The following is a 22,253-nucleotide window of genomic DNA, read 5'->3' as shown; positions in this document are numbered from 1 at the left end:
CTTTGTCATGCTACAAATATTAAGGGCACAATTTACTTATACTCTGGAAACACCTAAGGTTACAACCTCACCGTTGATATTCCATTCCTTAGACAGCTCCCCGCCTTCTTTTGCAACTACCTCTTCCGCCAAAACGTCAACGGAAACATCGTTATTTTTCAGAATTTCAGCAATTTTATCATTGCCGCTGTGGAATACACGAATACGATCAGTTACATTAAAGTTCGCTTCCTTACGCATGGTCTGAATTTTACTTACAACTTCACGAACAAAGCCTTCCTCAACCAATTCAGGTGTCATGTTTGTATCCAAAACTACTGTCAAATTATTGTCACCGCTGGAAACGAAGCCGCCTTTTTCGGAAGTATCCACCAAAACATCATCCATTTCCAGAATAACTTCTTCCCCTTCTACAGTAAGGGTCGCCTTTCCTTCTGCACGCAGGGTGGCCATAAACTCAGCCCCTTCAACTTCCTTCAAAGCAGTGCTGATTGCAGGTACCAGCTTGCCGTATTTTTTACCCAAAGTTCTTAGCTGAGGCTTGAAGGTATATGCAGTAAAGTCTTCCACATTATCTGTAAAAGTCAATCCTTTTACATTCAATTCTTCTGTGATGATGTTGCGGTAAAGCTCTGGCAATTCTTTTTCAGATTTTACATACATCATAGCCAAAGGCTGACGGTTCTTCATGTTCGCCGTATTTCTTGCCGCACGGCCTTCCACTACAACCTTCAATACAAAATCCATATTGCTTTCCAAATCAGTGTCTACCCAATCTGCATGATATTCTGGCCAATCGCAAAGGTGAACACTTTCAGGTGCTGTAGGATCTGCCTTTTTCACAAGGTTGCCATAGATCTCTTCGGTGATGAAAGGTGTAAATGGTGAAGCAAGCTTACACATGGTTTCAAGTACGGTATACAGGGTCATATATGCATTAATCTTATCCTGCTCCATACCTTCTGCCCAGAAGCGTTCGCGGCTTCTTCTTACATACCAATTGGAAAGGGCATCTACGAATTCAGCCATAGCTCTTGCAGGCTCTGTCAGTTTGTAACCCTCTAAGCTTTCATCCACAAACTTATTTAATGTTTGCAGCTTTGACAAAATCCATTTATCCATAGGAAGCAGTTTGTCATATTCCAACTGATAGTTGGTTGGGTTGAACTGGTCAATATTTGCATAAAGGATATAGAATGCATAGGTATTCCAAAGAGTACCCATGAATTTTCTCTGCATTTCGCTTACCGCTTCATCATAATAACGGCTGGGGAGCCAAGGTGCACTATTTGCATAGAAATACCAGCGAACAGCATCAGCGCCCTGCTTATTCAATGCTTCCCAAGGGTCAACAACATTGCCTTTATGCTTACTCATTTTCTGACCATTCTTATCCTGAACATGTCCAAGCACGATACAGTTTTTAAAGGAAGCACAATCAAACAACAGTGTACTTACTGCTAGCAAAGTATAGAACCAGCCACGGGTCTGGTCAACCGCCTCACTGATAAAGTCAGCAGGGAAATTTTCTTCAAAAACTTCTTTATTTTCAAATGGATAATGCCACTGTGCAAAGGGCATCGCACCACTATCGAACCAACAGTCGATTACTTCGGAAACTCGGGTCATCTGCTTACCACATTCAGGGCAAACAATATGCACTGCGTCAATAAAAGGCTTATGCAACTCTATATTTTCAGGGCAATCGGGGGACATTTCCTTCAATTCAGCAATACTGCCGATGGTGTGTCTATGTCCACATTCACATTCCCAGATGGGCAATGGTGTGCCCCAGTAACGTTCACGAGAAAGACCCCAATCGATTACGTTTTCCAAGAAATTACCAAAACGGCCTTCCTTGATATTATCTGGATACCAATTGATGGTACGGTTATTTGCTACCAATTGATCCTTTAAAGCTGTCATTTTGATAAACCATGTGCTTCTTGCATAGTAGATGAGAGGTGTATCACATCTCCAGCAGAAAGGATAATTATGCTCAAAAGGAATTGCGGCAAACAAAGAGCCGTCCTGCTCCATCTGTTCAATTACCTTTGCATCGGCATCCTTCACAAACAATCCTGCAAAGGGGCCTGTTTCCTCTGTCATAAGGCCTTGGCTGTCAACATACTGACGGAAAGGTACGCCATATTTCTGGCAAACACGAGCATCGTCCTCACCAAATGCACCTGCGGAGTGAACAATACCAGTACCATCTGTTAAGGTTACATAAGGATCGCAGGTTACGATAAACGCCTTGGGATCATTCTCCAAGAAGCTGAATAAAGGCTCATAACGCATATATTCCAATGCCTGACCTTTCATGGTCTCCAAAACTTCATAGTTACCTTCACCCAAAACGTCATTCAGAAGGGCTTCTGCCATGATTGCAATAAAGTCCTGATATTTTACTCTTGCATAGGTTTCCTTCGCATTTACCGTTAATGCAATGTTAGAAGGCAATGTCCAAGGGGTTGTTGTCCAAGCTAAGAAATACTCATTATCCTTACCTTCCACCTTGAATTTTGCGATAGCAGAGGTTTCTTTTACGTCTTTATAGCCCTGAGCAACCTCGTGGGAAGAAAGAGCAGTACCGCAACGAGGGCAATAAGGAACGACCTTATGACCTTTGTAAAGCAAACCTTTATCCCAAATTTTCTTTAACGCCCACCATTCAGACTCGATATATTCATTATGATAGGTTACATATGGATGGTCCATATCTGCCCAGAAGCCAACACGGTCACTCATTGAGCGCCATTCCTTCTCGTATGTCCAAACGCTTTCTTTACATTTTGCAATGAAAGGTTCTACGCCGTATTTTTCAATTTGTGGCTTGCCATCTAAGCCCAAAGCCTTTTCCACTTCCAACTCAACAGGCAGTCCATGGGTATCCCAACCTGCTTTTCTCAAAACCTTGTAGCCCTTCATGGTTTTATAACGAGGAATCAAATCCTTTACCGCTCTGGTGATGATATGGCCGATATGAGGCTTTCCGTTTGCCGTAGGGGGGCCATCATAAAAAGTAAAAACGGGAGCACCCTCTCTAGCTTTGATGCTCTTTCCAAAGATATCATTTTCCTTCCAAAATTTTTCTACTTGAACTTCTCTTTCCACGAAGTTCATATTGGTTGGCACTTTGTCATACATATGAATTCCTCCTTAACTTCATTTATAAATACACTATTTTTCAAATGAAAAGGGTGGTGATTGCATTCAGCATAAAAATACAAATACTCTTCCATTTTTGACTGGTTTCTAAAGGTCCATTCATTTTTTTAGAAAATTTGGAAAAAGTATTGCAAAACCTGTATTTTTGCCATTGCCTGAAACGAAAAAAGACCCTTTCATCCAACACAGGACGAAAGGGTTCGCGGTACCACCTGATTTGACAGCAATTTTGCCATCCACTCTAAGCATCACAATTTAATGACGCCGACCCTTAACGCGGGCAAACGACAGCGCCTACTGGGTAAAAAAACCGTTTGGACTGCCACTCCGGAGTGATTTTCTATATTTTCTATGACGAAGGGATCCCACCAAGCCCCGACTCTCTGTAATCATATTGAAAATATATACTGTCTCCTTCATTGTGTTTTTTCTTATACGTTAGCATTATACATTGTGCCTAAAAAGAAGTAAAGGGTTTTTTGCAGTTTTTTCTTTGTTTTTAGCAAGTATGTTGTGTACATCGGTACAGTATACAACTTTTTAGAAAAGCACATCTTCTCCGAATATGCGTCAAAGCTTGAGTCATAAAAAAATAATAATACTTTCCCTGAAAAATGATACACTGTATTTTATCATAAAAATAATTATGAAAAAACAAATGTATTTAAGCACATTGCATTAAATTAGTGTGTATAATTTGTTCATCATAGACAAATCATTAGAAATATTGTATAAAGAACCGATGTGTGGAAAAATTTGCTTTATTACTTTAAATTGTGTATAATACAAGTGTTTATTAATTGTTCCTGCAGATAGGAAAAAATAAAGGAGAAATCAGCTATGAAAGGACGAGATTTGGCTCTGTTAACTGACCTGTATGAATTGACTATGATGCAGGGATATTTTACAACTGGAGCCTACAACAAAAAAGTAGTGTTCGATCTTTATTACAGAAAAAACCCAAGCGGAAATGGATATGCCGTAACCGCAGGTTTACAGCAGGTTATCGAGTATATCAATGGGCTGCGATTTACAAAGGATGACATTGATTATTTAACAAGCCTTAACTTGTTTTCAGAGGACTTTATTGATTTTTTGAAAGACTTCCGTTTTTCAGGAGAGATTTATGCAATTCCCGAAGGAACGGTTGTGTTTCCCCATGAACCATTATTGCGTGTGAAAGCGCCTATTGTTGAAGCGCAACTTCTTGAAACTGCACTGTTAAATATTATAAACCACCAAAGTCTCATTGCTACAAAGGCCTCTCGTGTTGTTTGGGCTGCCCAAGGCGACCCAGTTATGGAGTTTGGCTTGCGCCGTGCCCAAGGGCCTGATGCCGGTGTTTTAGGCGCCAGAGCGGCTGTCATTGGTGGATGCTGCGGAACGAGCAACGTATTGACTGGAAAACTGTTTGATGTACCCGTAAAGGGCACTCATGCCCATAGCTGGGTTATGAGTTTTCCCAATGAAATCACTGCATTTCGTGCATATGCAAAGCTATTCCCAGATAACTGCCTGCTGTTGGTAGACACTTATAATACCTTAAAAAGCGGCGTTCCCAATGCCATTAAAGTATTTCAGGAAATGAAGGCAGCAGGAATGCTTAAGGGAAAATACGGCATTCGATTAGACAGCGGTGACTTGGCGTACCTTTCAAAATGTGCAAAGGTTATGCTGGAGGAAGCAGGCTTTGGAGATGCAATCATTAGTGCCTCCAGCGATTTGGACGAAAACCTGATTGCCAGTTTAAAATCCCAAGGTGCAAAAATCAACCTTTGGGGCGTAGGAACAAAGCTCATCACCAGTGACGACTGTCCTGCATTTGGAGGGGTGTACAAGCTGGCAGCCGAGGAAGATGAAAATGGTACATTTGTCCCTAAAATTAAGCTGTCCAATAATCCTGGTAAGGTAACCAATCCTGGAATTAAAAAAGTCTTCCGTTTTTACGATAAAAACACAGATAAAATCAAGGCTGATTTAATTGCATTGGAACATGAAACCGTAGATGAGAGTCAAGATATGGTTATTCGTGATAGTAATGCCAAATGGCGTAAAATGGAATTAGAAGCTGGTACTTTTTATGTAAAAGAACTTTTGGTACCAATTTTTATAGATGGTAAGCAAGTATATGAATCACCCCAAACCATGGACATTCAAGCATTCTGCAATAGTGAAAAGAAATCTCTTTGGGACGAGCATTTGCGCTTAAATAATCCCCACATTGTACCTGTTGATTTGTCGGAAAAATTATCACAATTAAAGAATCGCTTGATCGATGAAATGAGCACAAATTAATTTCATTAGGAAGCTCTTTATTTTTATGTATAGAATCGTTATAAAATTTAAACGTCCTGTAAATTGCAGGACGTTTCGTTTATGTATGCTGTTTCTATTTTAAACTGAGAAGAGAAACATTGCTTTTATTTTTTTATAAATACATCATTCAAAGAAAAATTTTATTTATTATTACCCAAGATTGAAAAAGGGGTGACTGGTGAAGGAATTGTATCATGTTCTCCTATATGTTTCTCCAGCCAAACAATGTCTACCCATTGACCCAGTTTATAACCACTCTGGGAAAAATGCCCCACCTTGCGAAAGCCCATTTTTTCGTGAAACGCATTGCTGGGAGGATTTGGATAAGCAATACAGGAAATCATAGTCAAAACACCTTGGGTTTTCAGAGTCGCCTCCAGTGCAGAATAAAGCATAGAGCCAATGCCGTAGCCACGAAAATCCTGTTTAATATAAATCGTTGTTTCTACTGACCAATCATATGCTGCACGTCCACGAAAAGGAGCAGCATAACAATACCCAGCGATTACGCCATCCACTAAAGCTACATAATAAGGGTATTTTTGCAGTATATTAACAATGCGAAAAGCAAATTCCTGCACCGACGGTACTTCATACTCAAAGGTAACTGTCGTATCAGTAACATAAGGGGCATATATAGCTAAAATCCTTTCTGCATCTGATGCAGAAGCCAGTCGAAGAGTGATTTTTTTATCCATTTTTGTCATCCTTCCGTTGTTTTTTTGATTGTACACCCATATGAACCAATTGTCACCAAATTTTTATCGTCATAATTAAAAAAGATTAATATTAGTTATTACAATTATAAATAAAGCATACAAAAAAATAAGGCGGTTCCTAAGACCCGCCCTTTTCATCCAATGCATTTACATCAAAATCTCATTTAAAAAGCTCTCTGCTTCAAATCTTGCATTAAGCCCTAAATAATCAGAAATTGTCTGACCTAAATCAGCAAAGGATTTACGTACGCCTAAATCCACACCCGCTTTAACCTTTTTCCCATAAACCAGCAAGGGCACATACTCTCTGGAATGGTCTGTGCTGGGGGTAGTGGGATCACATCCATGGTCAGCTGTTATAAAGAGAATATCCTCATCCTTCATTTGTGCAATAATTTCTGGCAGTTTGCTGTCAAAATACTCCAAAGCACCTGCATACCCTTCCACATCATTGCGGTGGCCATATATCATATCGGTATCCACCAAATTAGTAAAGAGAATTCCTTCAAATTCTTCTTTCGCATAGAAAATAGTCTTTTCAATACCCTCATTATTATTTGTGGTATGGTCAGCACGAGTAATGCCTCTGTGCTCAAAAATATCCTCTATTTTTCCAACAGCAGTTACATTTAAACCCTTTTCCTTGGCCAAGTCCAAAATTGTAGTCCCTGTAGGAGGCAAAGAAAAGTCTCTTCTGTTTTTGGTTCTCGTATAGTTGCCGTTCTCTCCCACAAAAGGACGGGCAATCACACGGGCAACGCCATACTCTCCTGTCAAGATTTCCCTTGCTTTTTGGCACATCTCATAAAGCTTTTCAATGGAAATTACTGCCTCATGAGCCGCAATTTGAAAAACACTGTCCGCAGAGGTATAAACAATAGGATAGCCCGTCTTTACATGCTCAGCACCTAAATCCTGAATAATTTGAGTACCGGATGCCGCTATGTTCCCCAGTGTTTTTGTTCCGATGGCCTGCTCAAAAGCATCCATTACCTCTTTAGGGAAACCAGTTTTTGTAAATGTAGGGAATGGCTTTGCTGTAATGATTCCCGCCATTTCCCAATGCCCTGTAGTGGTATCTTTCCCGATAGATTTTTCAGCCATTTTGCCAAATGCCCCTTGAGGTGCATCCGTTTTACCTAAAAGGTAAATGTCCTCTCCTTGAATATTGCCCAAACCCAGAGCACTCATATTTTTCAATTCTGTTTGTGGGCGTACTTTCTTAATATTAACCAATGTATTACTGCCAACATCACCAAAATCCTTGGCATCAGGTAATTCACCAATTCCCACACTATCTAACACAACAATAATCGCTCTCTTCATAAGCATCGTCCTTTCCATACTCAAATTGTTTTCAAAATCAATGGAGGCAAAGGTTGCCTTTGTATCCCAATTGTAATTGCCTGTTGTAAATATTTCGCTGCATTTTCACACTTTTCATCACTAGCTGCAAAAATCTCCGCCAAGGGGTCTCCCTCTTTTACCGTATCCCCTAAGCGCTTCTTCATAACAATCCCTGCACCAAAATCCAAAGGCTGCTCCTTATAGGCACGCCCTGCCCCTGTCTCTAAGGAAGCTCTTCCAATTAATGCAGTGTTCATATGATTTAAATAGCCCTCTTTTTGTGCAAAAACAGTCACTTTACATGGCGCTAAAGGTAATAATGAATAGTCATCAATGATAACAGGATTTCCGCCTTGCTGTACCAAAAGCTCACGAAACTTATCCAGTCCCATGCCATTTTTAATGTGGTGTTGTAATAAATATTTCCCTTGTTCTAAGCTATTTACTCGCCCTGCCATCAGAATCATATAAGCGCCCAAAGTAAGGGATACCTCTAACAAATCACCGCCAACATTTCCTTTTAAAACCTCAATTGCTTCTATTACTTCCAAGCTATTGCCAATATTCATCCCCAACGGCTGATCCATACCGCTAATGACAGCAGTAACCTTTCTCCCAACATGACGCCCCATCTCAACCATAATGGAGGCAAGGGTTTCTGCGGATTCCAATTCCTGCATAAAGGCACCACTGCCGCATTTCACGTCTAAAACAATGCCATCGGCCCCTGCCGCAATTTTTTTGGACATAATGCTCGCCGCAATCAAAGGAATGCTGTCTACCGTTCCCGTTACATCCCGCAAAGCATATAACTTTTTATCCGCCGGAGTCAAATCATCCGTTTGGCTCATTAAAACGATATTACTTTCTTCTGCAAAGGCGATGGCCTCTTCTTCATTCACGTTTACTCGAAACCCCGGAATAGATTCCAGCTTGTCTATGGTGCCTCCTGAGAAGCCAAGACCCCGTCCACTCATTTTTATCACAGGAACGCCAACTGAAGCCACCAAGGGTGCTAAAATCAGAGTCGTCGTATCGGCAACCCCTCCTGTGCTGTGTTTATCAGCCTTGAAACCTTCCACTTGGGAAAAATCAAACATACCGCCGGATTGGGCCATTTCCATGGTCAGGCAGGCAGTCTCTTCTGCATCCATTTTTTTAAGAAACGCAGCCATCAAAAAAGCTGCTATTTGATAATCAGGCAAACTGCCATCTGTCACACCCTTTACAAAATACGAAATTTCTTCATTCGATAATCGATTACCATCTCTTTTTTTTATAATTATATCCACAATATTCATGAAAAGCCCTCCTTAGATGCAGTTCTATTCTTACAAAATGAACACTGTTTTAGAATCTTTCGTATTAGATCAAAGAACAGATAACAAAATTTATCTTCTTTAACCCAATACACCATCATTATAACCGTAGAAGAATAAAATAAAAAATAGACTTGCTTCAAAATAACGAAAATCTCTAAAATTCTAGTAGAAAACCAAACAATTGACCAGAATTAACCATAGATTTATTATACCACAACTCCTGAAAAAAATCATTATGAAAGAAAAAACCCACTGCATATGCTTTTCACACACCAGTGGATCAGTTCTTACCTATGATTTTTTAGTTCTTATTTTTTCTCATTTAAAAGGTATGACTCAATTATTTCTGCTGCATCCTGCATACATCCCGGGCAGCTACGCAAAACAACCCCGGTGTCCATGCCTTTCAGCGTCCTGCATTCCAAGGTTTGATTTTTATCAACAAAAGCTTGGGTCATTGGCTTTAATGTGTTATAGCTGTTAATTTTACTCCGTGGGTTTTCCAAATTGACATCAGAAACCTTTAGCCCTACTAAATATGCCATAGCGGAAACAGCCCCGCAAGGACCCATAATCCCCATGCCTCGGCCAAAACACTCAACGGCACGGAAAGCTTCCTTTTCCTCCACTCCAAACAAATCACAATAGGCACACGCCACTGCCTGAGAACAATTGTAACCCTTGTGGTGGTTCTCCATTACTTTTTCAATTCTACTATCCATAAGACACCTCCAGATTCTTAAGTTTTGTGATGTTACAACGAATTCCATACCAAATGCAAGCAACTTCCTCAAAACTTTGTACATACTAAAAATGATTTATTAGAAATTAAGTTTCAATAAAAAAGGGATACCCAATCATACGTAGGGTATCCCTTCAGGACATAAAAAATTACAGGCTGTTAACCAATTTTGTTAAAGAAGATTTTTTTCTAGCAACTGCATTCTTGTGATAGATGCCCTTCATATATGCTCTGTCAATTACAGAGGTAGCGTTCTTCAAAGCTGCGGAAGCTATGTCTTTATCGCCTGCATTCACTGCAACGATTACTTTTTTCATAGCTGTTTTAACCTGAGATTTAATCATTTTATTTCTCAAAGTTTTTTTGCTGATTACTTTAATTCTTTTCTTAGCGGATTTAATATTTGCCACTGTGTTTTCCTCCTAGTTCAATCATTCATTTTCTGTGGTTTCCGATATTGGGGAATATCGCTTTTTATTACTACAATATTAACCACCTTTAAGGAGCTTTATCTCCTACGACACGGCTTGGGATATTTTTGTCTCAAATCCCTTGGTTAATTCAACACCATATATTCTACCCGATGAATGAAAATAAGTCAATGAATATATTTCAAATGGAGGGAAAAAATAAGGCAAAAAGCAGGAAGGACGGTGGGAAAATTGAAGGAAGTGGATGTAAAAAATACATTTCAAATCAGAACTGACTTAGCCATTGAGGCAAGAGAACTGATTCAGGAGTCCCAAGAAAAAAAAGAAGACGAACCCAACGGTGTTAAAGTGGAAACCCAAGAAGGGGATTGCTACACGTTAACAAGGGTAAGTATTATAAATGACGAAGGCAGTAAGGCAATGGGAAAACCAAAAGGAGAATATATCACCATTGAATCTCAAAAACTAAAAGAAAATGCAGTTGATTGCCATGAGGAAATTATCAAGCTTTTGGCTGAACAACTGCGTAAGCTGGCCAAAACCAAGGAAGATGATTGTATACTTGTAGCCGGGCTTGGCAACTGGAATATTACCCCTGATGCCTTAGGACCAAAGGTTATTTCCCGAATCTTGGTTACACGCCATTTGCAAGGCTCCCTCCCTGTGGAGATTGAGGGGACAGTGCGTCCTGTGGCCGCAATCAGCCCCGGTGTTATGGGCCTTACCGGCATTGAAACAGGAGAAATTATAAAAGGATTGGTGGAAAAAGTAAAGCCTACCCTATTAATTGCCATTGACGCCCTTGCCGCAAGACGTTCCAGTCGTATCAATGCAACCATACAAATGTCAGACACAGGTGTTGCACCCGGTGCTGGTGTGGGCAATAAACGAATGATGCTGAGTCAAGAAACTTTGGGCATTCCTGTTATCGCCATTGGCGTGCCCACAGTTGTGGACGCCGCTACACTGGTGAACGATACAATGGACCGAATCCTAGCCAGTATGATTGAACAAACAAAAAAAGGAACAGACTTTTACCGCATGCTGCAAGATTTAGAGGAAGAAGAAAAGTATACCATGATTACTGAAATTCTTGATCCTTATACAGAAAATATGTTTGTGACTCCAAAAGAAGTAGATGCAGTCATAGACAGGCTTTCTAATATTATTGCCAATGGCATTAATATTGCCCTTCACCCCGGCATCACTATGGAGGATATCAGTAAGTATAGCTAAAATAATAACTATCATTTAAAACACTGCTCCCACCTAAGAAACATTTCAGTTAGTTCGTCAGTTTTTGAAATTTGCCGCAGGCTTTTTATGCTGCGGCTCTTTTTTGTGCTTAATTTGAATTACAATTTTGCATTTCTTATCTACTTGCTAGAAATGCAAAAATTCTTCCCCACGCTAACCTCTTAAAAACATAACTTGAAAATTGCTTTTTTTCTGTAGGTCTTAACAATAACTGCATATTGCAATTGGCAAATCATAAAAATTTAGGGCAAAAGGCTATATTTATAAAATAAACTATATTGACAATAGTTCTATTTTGTTATATATTCAACTTGTTGAATATATAACAAAAGGAGTGTTATTGTGTCGCTAAAACATGGTCTGCTGGGACTTCTCAATTATTCCTCAATGACAGGATATGAACTGGATAAAGCTTTTAAAGCTTCTCTATCTTTTTTCTGGCAAGCAAAAACCAGTCAAATATATCGAGAGCTGGATGCTATGGAAACTAACGGTTGGCTTAGCAGCCAACGTTTCATTCAAAGCGAAAAACCAAATAAGCGAATATACACCATCACAGAAAGGGGAAAAAAGGAACTTTCAAACTGGTTATCTTTAGGGGAAGCCCATATTGACGATGCTATGCGGGTAAAAAGCGCATTTTTGATGCGTATATTCTTTGCCGGAGAAACCAGCCTCCAACAATCGCTGGATTTGCTACATAAATATCGAGAAAGTTGTTTACAGGCTATCCAAGGGCTTGGGGAAGCCCATAACGCAATCTCTGAATATGGCAAAATGGTTTGCGATGAAAGAAAATCAATTTACTGGGAAATTACAGTACTTTATGGAGAGTCCTATTACGAGGCAGGGCTAAACTGGGCAGACAAAGCCATTACAATATTGGAAAAGGAGGCACAGAAATGAAGGTTCTCGTATTAAATGGTTCACCAAAGATAGAGCAAAGCAATACAATGTGCCTCACTCATGCTTTTTTAGAAGGAGCCCAGTGGGCAGATGCAGAAATTATTGATGTGGCAAAAGCCCACATCAATAGTTGCCTTGGTTGTTTTGCCTGTTGGAATAAAACACCGGGAAAATGTGTTATTTCAGATGATATGGAACACATCCTTCCCAAAATCATTGCCGCTGATGTGATTATTTGGTCTTTTCCGTTATATTATTTTAGTGTTCCCGGTGGATTAAAAAATCTCATCGATCGACAGCTTCCTATGAATCTACCTTTCATGGCAGAGGATAGCAAAAGCGGAGGGCATCCCCAACGCTATGATCTGTCCCATCAAAGGCATCTTATTATTTCGACCTGCGGCTTTTGGACATCTGAACATAATTATGATTCTGTTCTTTCCATGTTTGACCATTTTCTTGGGAAAGATAACTATGCAAACATCCTTTGCGGGCAAGGAGAATTGTTTCATATCCCTGAGCTAAAAAATCGTACAGACGATTATTTGGAAATAGTACACCGTGCTGGAAGGGAATATGCCATAGGAGGGATTCAATCACAAACAAAAACAGCACTAGCAAAGCCATTATTTCCAAAAGATGTATTTGAAAAAATGGCAGATGCCTCCTGGGGAATTGCAAAAGGCAAAAATATTGAAACCCTTCCGGATGAAAGCCTTTCCTTTACAACTCAAATGGCCGCCTTGTACAAACCCGATGGGAAAGAACGGGTCTTGGAGTTTCATTATACCGACATTGATAAAACCTATCAAATATTGTTATCCAAGCATGGCTCCGAGGTCATCACCCATGGATTTAGACCATTTACCACAAAAATAGAAACACCTTTCTCCCTCTGGAGGGCCATCTCCCGTAATGAGATTTCAGGGCAAGATGCTCTATTTCAAAGACTTTATCAAGTCCATGGAGATTTTAATGTTATGCTTAAATGGGATGATTTGTTTGGTATTTCTGTCCCTAAAGAACAAACAGCACAGCCTTGCAAAACCAATATGCTGCTTCTTCTAGCACCATGGATTGTCATCTGGGCAGGTATGCCAATACATTCCACTATCGGGGGTAGCATAGCCGTTTTCATCGGAGCATTGATTCCAATATTCTGGCTAAAATACAAGCCTGTTATTTTTGAGCAAATCGGCATTCCTATGGCTATAGGAATCTCCTTGGCAGGTCTATTGGGCTTAAATATAAGATTTATCGTCTCTGCCAGCTACTTATTATTTGGATTGTTGTGGTTGATTGGCTCCATCACCAAAATCCCCCTTACAGCCTATTATAGTGCCACCGATTACGGGGAAGAAAGTGCTTTTTCCAATCCCCTCTTTATCCGAACAAACCGCATATTAACTGCCGCATGGGGTATAGTTTTTCTTCACTCAGCTGTCTGGGCTTATTTCTTAATGAATACTGCCCTCTCACCCTACATCGGTATCATCAATAATATCATTCCTGCACTGATGGGTATTTTTACGGCATGGTTCCAGAGGTGGTATCCAGCAAGGTACGCAAGAGGATAATCAAGAAAATTAACGAAAAAAGTTTTATATCATTCCAAACAAATGTGTATTGGATGCTTTTATGTCCTTCAACCTCCTAGCTCAAAGCTTAGGGGGTTTTATTTGTCAGAAGCCTGCCTCTTACACCTTATTATTTAAATCAGACTGGTTTGCAGTATCATCTCTAGGTTTAGAATAACTTAACGCCTGACTGCTGTCACAAATTCCTTTTGTTGTAGGGTCTGACACCACACCAATCACAGCCAAAATCACACTAAACAATAAAAAGGGATTGCCTAATACATTTTTTATTTCTTCTAAAACCAAAGCCCAGCTGGTAAAATCCTCCGGTTTTGCTCCTATGGCTGCCATGATTACCCCAAATAGACCAATCCAAAAATAGGGATTTTTGAAACGTACCTTCCAGTTTATTTTCATTTTTCACACCTCTCTTTTATAATTAGCTTGTAATCCATAAATCTGTATGTTTTAAAACCAATCCCTTTAAACAAAAACATATGAAACATTTTTACGCTGGGTACAGAAAAGATGCAGTCAAAAGGGCAAAGATACCCATTTGGGAGTATTTTGTTTTTGAGGACATCGACTTAATAATAATATATAATCATTTAAGCCGTAGTATTTCAAATAATTAATAGAGTGGGATATGATTTGAAAAAAGCAGTTTCGCTTCCATAAAAAAACCGCCTCTCCAAATAGAAAAGCGGTTCCATACTTTATTTATTTTCGTTCCAACTGCCCAGTTTGCGAAATCTTTCATATCTTTTTTCACTGATATTCGGAGAATCCTTATAAATCTCCTTAAAATCACCCATCAGTGTGCCTTTCAAGTCATGGCACATTTCTTCAAAACACACAAAATCTTCATATATAATACGCTCAGCAACGCCAAAGCGTTTCATATCTTCGGCAGTAATACAAAGACATTTTGCCGCCTCTGCCGAAGCTTCCGGGGAAGATGCCCCCCATAAAATGCTGGCACATCCTTCGGGAGAAATGACAGAGAATACTGCATTTTCCAACATATACAGCTTATTGGCAACAGATAGACCCAAAGCGCCGCCACTGCCACCTTCACCGATAACAATAGTAATCACAGGCGTTGTTAAAGCCATCATCTCCATCAAATTATCGGCAATGGCCTGCCCCTGACCTCGTTCTTCCGCTTCTTCACCACAAAAGGCCCCTGCGGTATCCACCAAACAAATAATGGGTCTTTGAAACTTCTCCGCCTGCTTCATTAAGCGCAACGCCTTGCGATAGCCTTCGGGCATAGGACTGCCAAAATTGCACTGAATGCGTTCTTCCAGGTTTCTGCCTCGCTCAATGCCAATAAAGGTTACAGGCATTTCACCCAGCATACCGATGCCTCCTACAATGGCTTGGTCATCGGCATACTTTCTATCTCCGTGAAGCTCTGTTCTATCGGTAAACATCTGTTCAATGTACGCCCTTGCCGTTGGACGATCTTGTGCTCTTGCTGTCAGCACTCTTTCGTAAGGTGACAACGTATTGAATTTATACTTTTCAGCCTCTTGACGATATAAAGCATCCTCCAAAGCAGTATGATGATCTTTCATTTCATGCTGACGAAGAAGGGTGGCAATGGTTTTTCTCATCTCAGTTCTTGGCACAATGGCATCCACAAATCCGTGTTCCAACAAAAATTCCGCCTTCTGAAAACCATCAGGTAATTTTTTCTTTGTGGTCTGCTCAATGACCCTGCGTCCCGCAAAACCAATGGTAGCATTGGGTTCGGAAAGGATGATGTCTCCCAGCATGGCAAAGCTGGCAGTCACTCCGCCTGTAGTAGGATCAGTTAAAACAGTAATATACAATCCACCCCGCTTGCTGTGATAGTCCACGGCTCCACTCACCTTAGCCATCTGCATTAAAGAGAGAATTCCTTCCTGCATTCGTGCACCACCGGAGCAAGTAAATCCAACCACAGGAAGTTTTTCTGCCGCAGCATATTCAAAAAGCCTTGCCAACTTTTCCCCTACAACAGAACCCATACTCCCCATCATAAATTGGGGCTCCATGACAAATAACGCACAAGGCTGACCTTTGAAGGAAGCACGGCCGCATAAAACCGCCTCATCCTCTCCTGAACCCATCTTACCGCTTTCCATCTTTACATCATAGCCGGGAAAATCCAACGGATCAATGGTTGTCAGCTCTGTCAATATTTCTTGGAAACTACCTTTGTCACAAAGGGCTTTTACTCTTATTCTTGCTCCAATGCGAAAATGATGACCGCATGAAGGGCAAACCATTTTATTTTTCGCCACATTCCGCTTTGTATCAAAGGACTTACAAACGGGACAGCGCATTTTCTCATCCACAATAGGGGTGATGCCCCCTTCTTCCAAATTGTTCTTCGATTTGCGGAATAATCCCACGATATCATGCAAATGAATCACTTCCCTTCCGCTAAGATTTCAGGCAAAATCAGCGTATCATACGCACCCTGCCAAAAGGTTTTGCTTCGTACCAGCCTTAGCTGATCCTCAATATTTGTTTCAACACCTTGAATGATCATTTCACACAAGGCCGCCTCCATTTTGCGGATGGCATCCTCTCTGGTGTTAGCGAAAACAATCAGCTTCCCCAGCATGGAATCATAAAAAGGCACAACCTCACATTCCTGAATTAAGGCAGTATCAAAGTGTACCCTTGCACCACCTGGAATATGAAGAAAATCAATTTTTCCGGTAGACCTTGCATTAATACGGCATTCGATGGAATGTCCTTTTAAATGCACATCCTCCTGCTTAAAATCCAAAGGAATCTGGCAGGCAATGCGAATCTGCCATTTTACAATATCAACACCGCTGATTTCCTCGGTAATGGGATGCTCTACCTGTAAACGGGTATTCATTTCGATGAAATAAAATTCTCCATTGGGCGCCAGCAAAAATTCCACCGTTCCTGCATTGGTGTAGTTTGCAGCCTTTGCCGCCTTGATTGCAGCTTCCATCATTTTGGAGCGAATCTCCTGTGTCATCACAGGGCTGGGGGTCTCCTCTAAAACCTTTTGCTTGTTCAGTTGTAGAGAGCAATCTCTTTCTCCCAAACACACCATATTTCCAAAGGTATCAGCAAGAATTTGCATTTCCACATGGCGCACATGAGTTAAATATTTTTCCAAAAAGACTTCTCCGTTGCCAAAGGCACTTTTTGCTTCTGCTGATGCGGTATGAAATGCATTTTCCAGCTCTTCTTTGGAATTAACCACTCGAATGCCTTTGCCGCCGCCGCCGGCTGTAGCCTTCACCAATAAAGGAAAGCCGATTTCCTCCGCCAAAGCTTTTGCTTCCGAAACATCCTTTAAAATTTCTGTTCCGGGAACAACAGGCACACCAATTTCCTTCATTAGCCTGCGGGAATTATCTTTGTCACCCATGCTCTCCATGACTTGGCTTTTGGGCCCGATAAAAACAATATCATTTGCTTCACAAAGGGCGGCAAACTCAGCGTTTTCCGAAAGAAATCCGTATCCGGGATGAATGGCGCCGGCATTGCAAGCCAAAGCAGCACTGATGATATTTTTTTGATTTAAGTAGCTCTCCGTGGCACTTTTTCCGCCAATACAGATTCTCTCATCTGCCAACGCCACAGGCAAAGAATTGCGGTCTGCCTCAGAATACACCGCTACTGTTTCAATTCCCATTTCCTTGCAGGCACGAATGATGCGCACTGCGATTTCTCCACGATTTGCCACGAGAATTTTTGTAAACATATACTCAAGTCTCCTTTATTAATGCAAACGAAAATTCTGCGCTCACACATAGTTTTCCGTTTACATAGCCTTTTCCTTCGGCCCAGTAAAACACACCTTTATTCTTGATCAGTTTACACTGCGTTTCAATCACATCGCCGGGACGCACACTGTTTTTAAAGCGTACCTTATCAAGGCCCGTAAAAAAAGGTGTTGCCCCTGCACTTTTCTCAGATAGAAGCACACAGGCAGACTGACCCAAAATTTCGCAAAGAATTACGCCGGGTACCACAGGTTTATCAGGAAAATGTCCCTGCAAAAACCACTCATCACCTGTAATGGCTTTTTTACCATAAGCAACACCCTCGGAAAGTTCTGCCTCGTCAATCAAAAGCATTGCATCTCTGTGAGGCAGAATTTTTTTAATTTCCTCTTGATTCATGTCAAGCCTCCTCACGAATGCAAACCAATACCTGACCGTATTCTACAATCTGCCCATTGTCCACAGGAACTGCAACAACCTCGCCGTCTTTTTCTGCTTCAATGGTATTAAACATTTTCATGGATTCCACAATACAAACAGGGTCACCCTTTTTCACCTTATCCCCAACCTTTACGTAAGGTGCGGAGCCTGCTTGAGGTGCTAAATAAACAGTACCTACCAAAGGAGATTTCTGTTCATAAGCCGATGTGGATTCCACTACCAGCTTCTTTTCTTCCATGGTGATCGTTGTTTCTTCCTGGAAAATTTCAATTTCCTTTGGCATTTCCTGCAAAACAACCTTGCCACCGGCAGATTCTAAAACCAGACGGACATCACCCTCTGTTAAATCCAGCTTTGTCAGCTGATTTTGTTTTAATATTTTAGCCAATTCTGATATCTTTTTGAGTTCCATCATCATCAATCCTCTATTTTTCTAAATGCCACGCAGGCGTTATGTCCACCAAAACCCAAGGAAGTGGAAAGTGCACCTTCCAAAGCCGCTTTCACTGCAACATTGGGTGTATAATTCAAATCACACTGTGAATCCTGCTCCTTTAAGTTAATGGTAGGAGGCACCATGCCGTTTTTCACTGCCAGAATAGCAGCAATGGCTTCCACCGCACCAGCGGCACCCAGCATATGCCCTGTCATAGACTTAGTAGAGCTGATATGAAGCTTACCTGCATCTTCGCCAAAAGCGTTGTGAATGGCATGGGTTTCTACAGTATCATTCATGGGTGTTCCAGTTCCATGAGCATTATAATAAATCTGTTCCGCCCCAAGGCCTTCCAGTCCTTTCGCCGCATCACGAATAGCCTTTGCACTTGCCTTTGCCTCAGGGGATGGTGCTGTCACATGGTGTGCATCACAGGTAGAACCATAGCCTACCACCTCAGCATAAATCTTTGCACCTCTTGCCTTGGCATGCTCATAATCCTCTAAAATCAAAGTTCCTGCACCCTCGCCCATAACAAATCCGCCTCTTCTGCTATCAAAGGGCAGAGAAGCTCCATCGGGATCTTCAGAAGGGCTTAACGCCATACAACTGCCAAAACCTGCAATCGCCAAAGGTACAATTGCCGCTTCACTACCTCCACAGATTGCCGCTATGGCATATCCATGTAAAATAGCACGATATCCCTCACCAATTGCAGTGGTCCCTGTGGCGCAAGCAGTGGTAACAGAAACACAAGCACCCTCCGCACCATAGCGAATGGCAATATTTCCTGCCGCAATGTTACTAATCATTTTAGGGATAAACAAAGGAGATACTTTTCTTGCCCCTTTTTCAGCCAAGGTTGTGCTACTCTCGCAAAAAGTCTCAAAACCGCCAATACCGGAACCGAAGTATACATCCAGTTCATCTTTTTCCACTTTCCCTTCCAAACCACTGTCTTCCATCGCCTGGGCAGTAGCCGCCAATGCATAAATTGAAAATCGGTCTAATTTTTTAGCCGCCAATTTTTCCATATATAAGGTAGGGTCAAAATCTTTTAATTCCCCCGCCAAGCGGTATTTACTGTCAGAAGTATCAAAACGAGTAATAAAAGAGATTCCGTTTTTTCCTTCCATCAAGCCTTGCCAAAAGCTTTCCACTGTATTTCCAATAGGGGTTACTGCCCCTAAACCTGTCACAACAACTCTTCTCATACAAACCTCCTACATTGCCATGCCGCCGTCGATGCGGATTACTTCGCCGGTAATATAATTTGATGCATCGCTAGCAAGGAATAGCGCCAATTTTGCCACATCCTCCGCCTGCCCAAAGCGTTTCATGGGAATCGCGTTTTTAATCTCATCATTTGAAGTAAATGTCTCTGTCATATCCGTTGCAATAAAACCCGGTGCAATGGCATTACAGCAAACCCCACGGGATGCCAATTCTTTTGCTACAGATTTTGTCAAACCAATCAAGCCCGCCTTGGAAGCAGAATAATTGGACTGACCTGCATTTCCCATTAAGCCGGATACTGAGCTGACATTAATAATTTTTCCGCTTTTTTGTTTCAGAAACAGTGGGTACACCTGCTTAATCATGTAAAAAGCACCCTTTAAATTAGTGTCTACCACACTGTCAAAATTCTCAACCTTCATCATCGGAATCAAACTGTCCTTTGTAATTCCTGCGTTATTCACCAAAATGTGAATTCCGCCAAAATCAGCCACAATTTCCTTCACCTTAGCTGAAACCTGCTCCGCATCGGCAACATTACATTGATAGCCTTTGGCCTTTACCCCAAGTGCCTCCAATTCCTTTTGTGTTTCTTCAGCCTTTTGGGTATTTCCTGCATATAAAAAAGCAATATCTGCTCCATTTGTCGCGTATAATTTGCAAATAGCGGCGCCAATTCCTCTGGAACCACCCGTCACCACTGCTACTTTTCCTTTGAGCATATCAAATCCTCCTCTTTCAGCTTTTGTATCTCCTCCATGGAAGAAACAGCATAGACCTTGCTATCAGGCAAGATACGAGAAATTAACTTCTTAAGGGTATCCCCTATGCCTACTTCAATAAAGGTATCAAAACCATCTGCCGCCATTTGCTCTATGCTTTCCTGCCAACGCAGAGCATGATCAATTTGGGGTGCCATCCAAGCTCTCACATCTTCCTCGTAAGGCTTTGCCATATAATTGGAATATACGGGAATTTGGGGCTTTTGAATCTGATATTCTGTTAGAACCTGGGCAAAATCCTTTGCCGCTTCTTTCATAAATGGAGAATGAAAACCACCGCCAACCTTAATGGGCAACCCTCTGCCGCCAGCTTCTCTCACTGCCTTAGAAAAGGCATCCATTTCCTCTTTTTGCCCTGCAACCACTAATTGCCCGGGGCCATTGTAGTTTACAGGATAAACCTGTTCAAAGCTTTTGCATATTTCCTCAACCTTGCTGTTTTCAAGCTTCATGATGGCAAGCATGGAACCGGGGTTTTTCACGGCTTCTCTTGCCATAACCTTTCCTCTGTAAGAGGCTAGTCGAAAACCATCTAAGGGAGTATAAGCTCCTGCAAAGGCCAGCGCTGGTATTTCCCCTAAGGAAAAGCCCGCCACACCATCAGGCATAATGCCTTCTTCTTTCAATGCCAATGCCGCTGCTAAATCTGTTAAATATAAGCAGGGCTGCGTATTTTCCGTATTTTTCAGTTCTTCCTCTGTTCCAAAAAAGCACTGGTTCAAGGTATTGGGGCGAATTTCTTCCGCCCCATCAAATAAGTTTCGAATACTTTCCTTTGCATCATAAAAGCTTTTGCCCATGCCCGCTTTCTGCGCGCCTTGACCAGAGAAAACAAATGCTATTTTACCCATTTTGTGCCTCCTTTTAACAAAAGCTCTGCCTCTATGGCAATTTCCTTTAAAATTTCTGCGGCAGGCTGTTCTTTTTTCACCAAACCTGAAATCTGCCCAGCTAAAAAGCAGCCATCCTTGGTGTCACCTTCCACAGCCGCCTTTCTCAAAGCGCCTACACCTAATTCCGCCACCATCTCCGGTGTGGTTTCAGGCGCATACTCTTTTTTCAAGAATTCTCTTGTAAAATTATTTTTCAAACTACGACATGTATTTCCGCCAAATCTTCTGCCAGTGGCTGTGGTAGAAATATCACTTGCCTTTAAAACCATTTCTTTATAGTTGGAATGAACGGAACACTCCTCTGCCAAAAGGAATCTGGTACCCATTTGTACCCCAACAGCTCCCAACATAAAGGCCGCCGCAATTCCTCTGCCATCACCAATACCACCTGCCGCCAATACAGGAATTTTCACAGCGTCGCAAACCTGAGGGATTAAAGGCATAGTACTCATATCGCCGATATGACCGCCGGATTCGCCGCCTTCGGCAATAACCGCCGTTGCCCCTGCTTTTTCCATCATCTTTGCCGCCGCTACAGATGCCGCAACAGGAATTACTTTAATTCCCGCCTCATTCCACATAGGAATGAATTTTGTAGGGATTCCGGCGCCCGTGGTTACCACAGGAACCTTTTCCTCCACAACAATTTTAGCGACCTCCTCCACATGGGGGCTCATCAGCATAATATTTACGCCAAAGGGTTTATCAGTTAAACCTCGTGCAATTTGAATTTGCTCACGAAGATAATCTCCCCCGGCATTCATTGCAGAGATAATGCCTAAGCCGCCGCCGTTTGAAACCGCCGCCGCAAGCTTGCCATCGGCAATCCATGCCATGCCGCCCTGAAAAATGGGGTATTCAATTCCCAACATAGAACAGATCGGTGAAAGGATCATTCTGTCCTCCTCCTCTC

General features: G+C 41.6%; 19 protein-coding genes and 1 other annotated feature. Of the genes, 4 read left to right on the top strand and 15 right to left on the bottom strand.

Translation table 11 applies throughout. The features are described from left to right. Positions 1–36 precede the first annotated feature (36 nt). The gene (gene ileS, locus CPRO_RS03295; RefSeq protein ID WP_066047823.1) at positions 37–3,150 is read right to left on the bottom strand and encodes an isoleucine--tRNA ligase; all 3,114 of its coding nucleotides are present in this window, start codon (positions 3,148–3,150) and stop codon (positions 37–39) included. 204 nt (positions 3,151–3,354) lie between these two features. Then, positions 3,355–3,600 (bottom strand) — a binding site (T-box leader). Positions 3,601–4,011: 411 nt separating this feature from the next. On the opposite strand from ileS, the gene CPRO_RS03290 reads away from it, so the two are divergent. Further along, positions 4,012–5,466, top strand: a complete 1,455-nt coding sequence (locus tag CPRO_RS03290; RefSeq protein ID WP_066047821.1) for a nicotinate phosphoribosyltransferase — start codon at positions 4,012–4,014, stop codon at positions 5,464–5,466. Positions 5,467–5,627: 161 nt separating this feature from the next. Here CPRO_RS03290 and CPRO_RS03285 read toward each other — a convergent pair whose 3' ends face one another. From CPRO_RS03285 to rpsT, 5 genes are all read right to left on the bottom strand, one after another. After that, a complete protein-coding gene (locus CPRO_RS03285; RefSeq protein WP_066047820.1) occupies positions 5,628–6,185 on the bottom strand; it encodes a GNAT family N-acetyltransferase in 558 nt (185 codons plus the stop codon). 168 nt (positions 6,186–6,353) lie between these two features. After that, positions 6,354–7,532: a phosphopentomutase gene (locus CPRO_RS03280; protein ID WP_066047818.1), complete on the bottom strand. Its 1,179-nt coding sequence runs from the start codon at positions 7,530–7,532 to the stop codon at positions 6,354–6,356. A gap of 20 nt (positions 7,533–7,552) precedes the next feature. Continuing rightward, complete coding sequence (locus CPRO_RS03275) at positions 7,553–8,854, bottom strand: thymidine phosphorylase (protein ID WP_066047817.1); 1,302 nt, start codon at positions 8,852–8,854, stop codon at positions 7,553–7,555. Between the two features lie 329 nt (positions 8,855–9,183). Beyond that, complete coding sequence (locus CPRO_RS03270; RefSeq protein WP_066047815.1) at positions 9,184–9,597, bottom strand: C-GCAxxG-C-C family protein; 414 nt, start codon at positions 9,595–9,597, stop codon at positions 9,184–9,186. Positions 9,598–9,766: 169 nt separating this feature from the next. Then, positions 9,767–10,027, bottom strand: a complete 261-nt coding sequence (rpsT, locus tag CPRO_RS03265) for a 30S ribosomal protein S20 (protein WP_066047813.1) — start codon at positions 10,025–10,027, stop codon at positions 9,767–9,769. A 243-nt stretch (positions 10,028–10,270) separates the two neighbouring features. Here rpsT and gpr point away from each other — a divergent pair, with 243 nt between their 5' ends. The 3 genes from gpr (at position 10,271) to CPRO_RS03250 (ending at position 13,788) form a co-directional block, all read left to right on the top strand. After that, positions 10,271–11,284 (top strand): GPR endopeptidase, encoded by a 1,014-nt coding sequence (gene gpr / locus CPRO_RS03260; RefSeq protein ID WP_236782378.1) that lies wholly within the window; start codon positions 10,271–10,273, stop codon positions 11,282–11,284. Positions 11,285–11,647: 363 nt separating this feature from the next. Continuing rightward, positions 11,648–12,211 carry a PadR family transcriptional regulator gene (locus CPRO_RS03255; protein ID WP_066047812.1) on the top strand — a complete coding sequence of 188 codons (564 nt, stop codon included), beginning with the start codon at positions 11,648–11,650 and terminating at the stop codon, positions 12,209–12,211. Further along, positions 12,208–13,788 carry an NAD(P)H-dependent oxidoreductase gene (locus CPRO_RS03250; protein ID WP_066047810.1) on the top strand — a complete coding sequence of 527 codons (1,581 nt, stop codon included), beginning with the start codon at positions 12,208–12,210 and terminating at the stop codon, positions 13,786–13,788. The genes CPRO_RS03255 and CPRO_RS03250 overlap by 4 nt, the downstream gene beginning before the upstream one ends. A gap of 120 nt (positions 13,789–13,908) precedes the next feature. Here CPRO_RS03250 and CPRO_RS03245 read toward each other — a convergent pair whose 3' ends face one another. The 9 genes from CPRO_RS03245 to CPRO_RS03205 all read right to left on the bottom strand — a co-directional run bounded on the left by CPRO_RS03245 (position 13,909) and on the right by CPRO_RS03205 (position 22,236). Beyond that, entirely contained in the window at positions 13,909–14,205 is a 297-nt protein-coding gene (locus CPRO_RS03245; RefSeq protein WP_066047808.1) for a phage holin, read from the bottom strand. 299 nt (positions 14,206–14,504) lie between these two features. Then, on the bottom strand, positions 14,505–16,202 hold the full coding sequence (accD, locus tag CPRO_RS03240) for an acetyl-CoA carboxylase, carboxyltransferase subunit beta (RefSeq protein ID WP_072743443.1): 1,698 nt from the start codon (positions 16,200–16,202) through the stop codon (positions 14,505–14,507). 5 nt (positions 16,203–16,207) lie between these two features. After that, on the bottom strand, positions 16,208–17,530 hold the full coding sequence (locus tag CPRO_RS03235) for an acetyl-CoA carboxylase biotin carboxylase subunit (protein ID WP_066047806.1): 1,323 nt from the start codon (positions 17,528–17,530) through the stop codon (positions 16,208–16,210). A gap of 4 nt (positions 17,531–17,534) precedes the next feature. Beyond that, positions 17,535–17,951 (bottom strand): 3-hydroxyacyl-ACP dehydratase FabZ, encoded by a 417-nt coding sequence (gene fabZ, locus CPRO_RS03230; RefSeq protein ID WP_066047804.1) that lies wholly within the window; start codon positions 17,949–17,951, stop codon positions 17,535–17,537. A 1-nt stretch (position 17,952) separates the two neighbouring features. After that, on the bottom strand, positions 17,953–18,408 hold the full coding sequence (gene accB / locus CPRO_RS03225) for an acetyl-CoA carboxylase biotin carboxyl carrier protein (RefSeq protein ID WP_157881623.1): 456 nt from the start codon (positions 18,406–18,408) through the stop codon (positions 17,953–17,955). Positions 18,409–18,410: 2 nt separating this feature from the next. Continuing rightward, on the bottom strand, positions 18,411–19,643 hold the full coding sequence (gene fabF, locus CPRO_RS03220; protein WP_066047803.1) for a beta-ketoacyl-ACP synthase II: 1,233 nt from the start codon (positions 19,641–19,643) through the stop codon (positions 18,411–18,413). Between the two features lie 9 nt (positions 19,644–19,652). After that, positions 19,653–20,387, bottom strand: a complete 735-nt coding sequence (gene fabG / locus CPRO_RS03215; protein ID WP_066047801.1) for a 3-oxoacyl-[acyl-carrier-protein] reductase — start codon at positions 20,385–20,387, stop codon at positions 19,653–19,655. Beyond that, positions 20,369–21,298, bottom strand: coding sequence for an ACP S-malonyltransferase (locus CPRO_RS03210; RefSeq protein ID WP_066047799.1), 930 nt, complete (start codon positions 21,296–21,298; stop codon positions 20,369–20,371). The genes fabG and CPRO_RS03210 overlap by 19 nt, the downstream gene beginning before the upstream one ends. Further along, on the bottom strand, positions 21,286–22,236 hold the full coding sequence (locus tag CPRO_RS03205) for a nitronate monooxygenase (protein WP_066047797.1): 951 nt from the start codon (positions 22,234–22,236) through the stop codon (positions 21,286–21,288). The genes CPRO_RS03210 and CPRO_RS03205 overlap by 13 nt, the downstream gene beginning before the upstream one ends. Positions 22,237–22,253 lie beyond the last annotated feature (17 nt).

Origin of the sequence: Anaerotignum propionicum DSM 1682, from assembly GCF_001561955.1 — a bacterium.
Taxonomy (GTDB): domain Bacteria; phylum Bacillota; class Clostridia; order Lachnospirales; family Anaerotignaceae; genus Chakrabartyella; species Chakrabartyella propionicum.
Note: the sequence above shows the minus strand (reverse complement) of the source record. Positions and strands in the feature narration are given on the sequence as shown.

What these genes read in the sequence shown, in the direction of transcription:
- CPRO_RS03275 (WP_066047817.1), bottom strand. Translation starts at nt 8,854, where the DNA reads ATGAATATTGTGGATATAATTATAAAAAAAAGAGATGGTAATCGATTA.
- CPRO_RS03235 (WP_066047806.1), bottom strand. Translation starts at nt 17,530, where the DNA reads ATGTTTACAAAAATTCTCGTGGCAAATCGTGGAGAAATCGCAGTGCGC.
- fabF (WP_066047803.1), bottom strand. Translation starts at nt 19,643, where the DNA reads ATGAGAAGAGTTGTTGTGACAGGTTTAGGGGCAGTAACCCCTATTGGA.
- CPRO_RS03285 (WP_066047820.1), bottom strand. Translation starts at nt 6,185, where the DNA reads ATGGATAAAAAAATCACTCTTCGACTGGCTTCTGCATCAGATGCAGAA.
- CPRO_RS03205 (WP_066047797.1), bottom strand. Translation starts at nt 22,236, where the DNA reads ATGATCCTTTCACCGATCTGTTCTATGTTGGGAATTGAATACCCCATT.
- CPRO_RS03290 (WP_066047821.1), top strand. Translation starts at nt 4,012, where the DNA reads ATGAAAGGACGAGATTTGGCTCTGTTAACTGACCTGTATGAATTGACT.
- fabZ (WP_066047804.1), bottom strand. Translation starts at nt 17,951, where the DNA reads ATGAATCAAGAGGAAATTAAAAAAATTCTGCCTCACAGAGATGCAATG.
- CPRO_RS03245 (WP_066047808.1), bottom strand. Translation starts at nt 14,205, where the DNA reads ATGAAAATAAACTGGAAGGTACGTTTCAAAAATCCCTATTTTTGGATT.
- fabG (WP_066047801.1), bottom strand. Translation starts at nt 20,387, where the DNA reads ATGCTCAAAGGAAAAGTAGCAGTGGTGACGGGTGGTTCCAGAGGAATT.
- accB (WP_157881623.1), bottom strand. Translation starts at nt 18,408, where the DNA reads ATGATGGAACTCAAAAAGATATCAGAATTGGCTAAAATATTAAAACAA.
- ileS (WP_066047823.1), bottom strand. Translation starts at nt 3,150, where the DNA reads ATGTATGACAAAGTGCCAACCAATATGAACTTCGTGGAAAGAGAAGTT.
- CPRO_RS03210 (WP_066047799.1), bottom strand. Translation starts at nt 21,298, where the DNA reads ATGGGTAAAATAGCATTTGTTTTCTCTGGTCAAGGCGCGCAGAAAGCG.
- CPRO_RS03270 (WP_066047815.1), bottom strand. Translation starts at nt 9,597, where the DNA reads ATGGATAGTAGAATTGAAAAAGTAATGGAGAACCACCACAAGGGTTAC.
- CPRO_RS03280 (WP_066047818.1), bottom strand. Translation starts at nt 7,532, where the DNA reads ATGAAGAGAGCGATTATTGTTGTGTTAGATAGTGTGGGAATTGGTGAA.
- CPRO_RS03250 (WP_066047810.1), top strand. Translation starts at nt 12,208, where the DNA reads ATGAAGGTTCTCGTATTAAATGGTTCACCAAAGATAGAGCAAAGCAAT.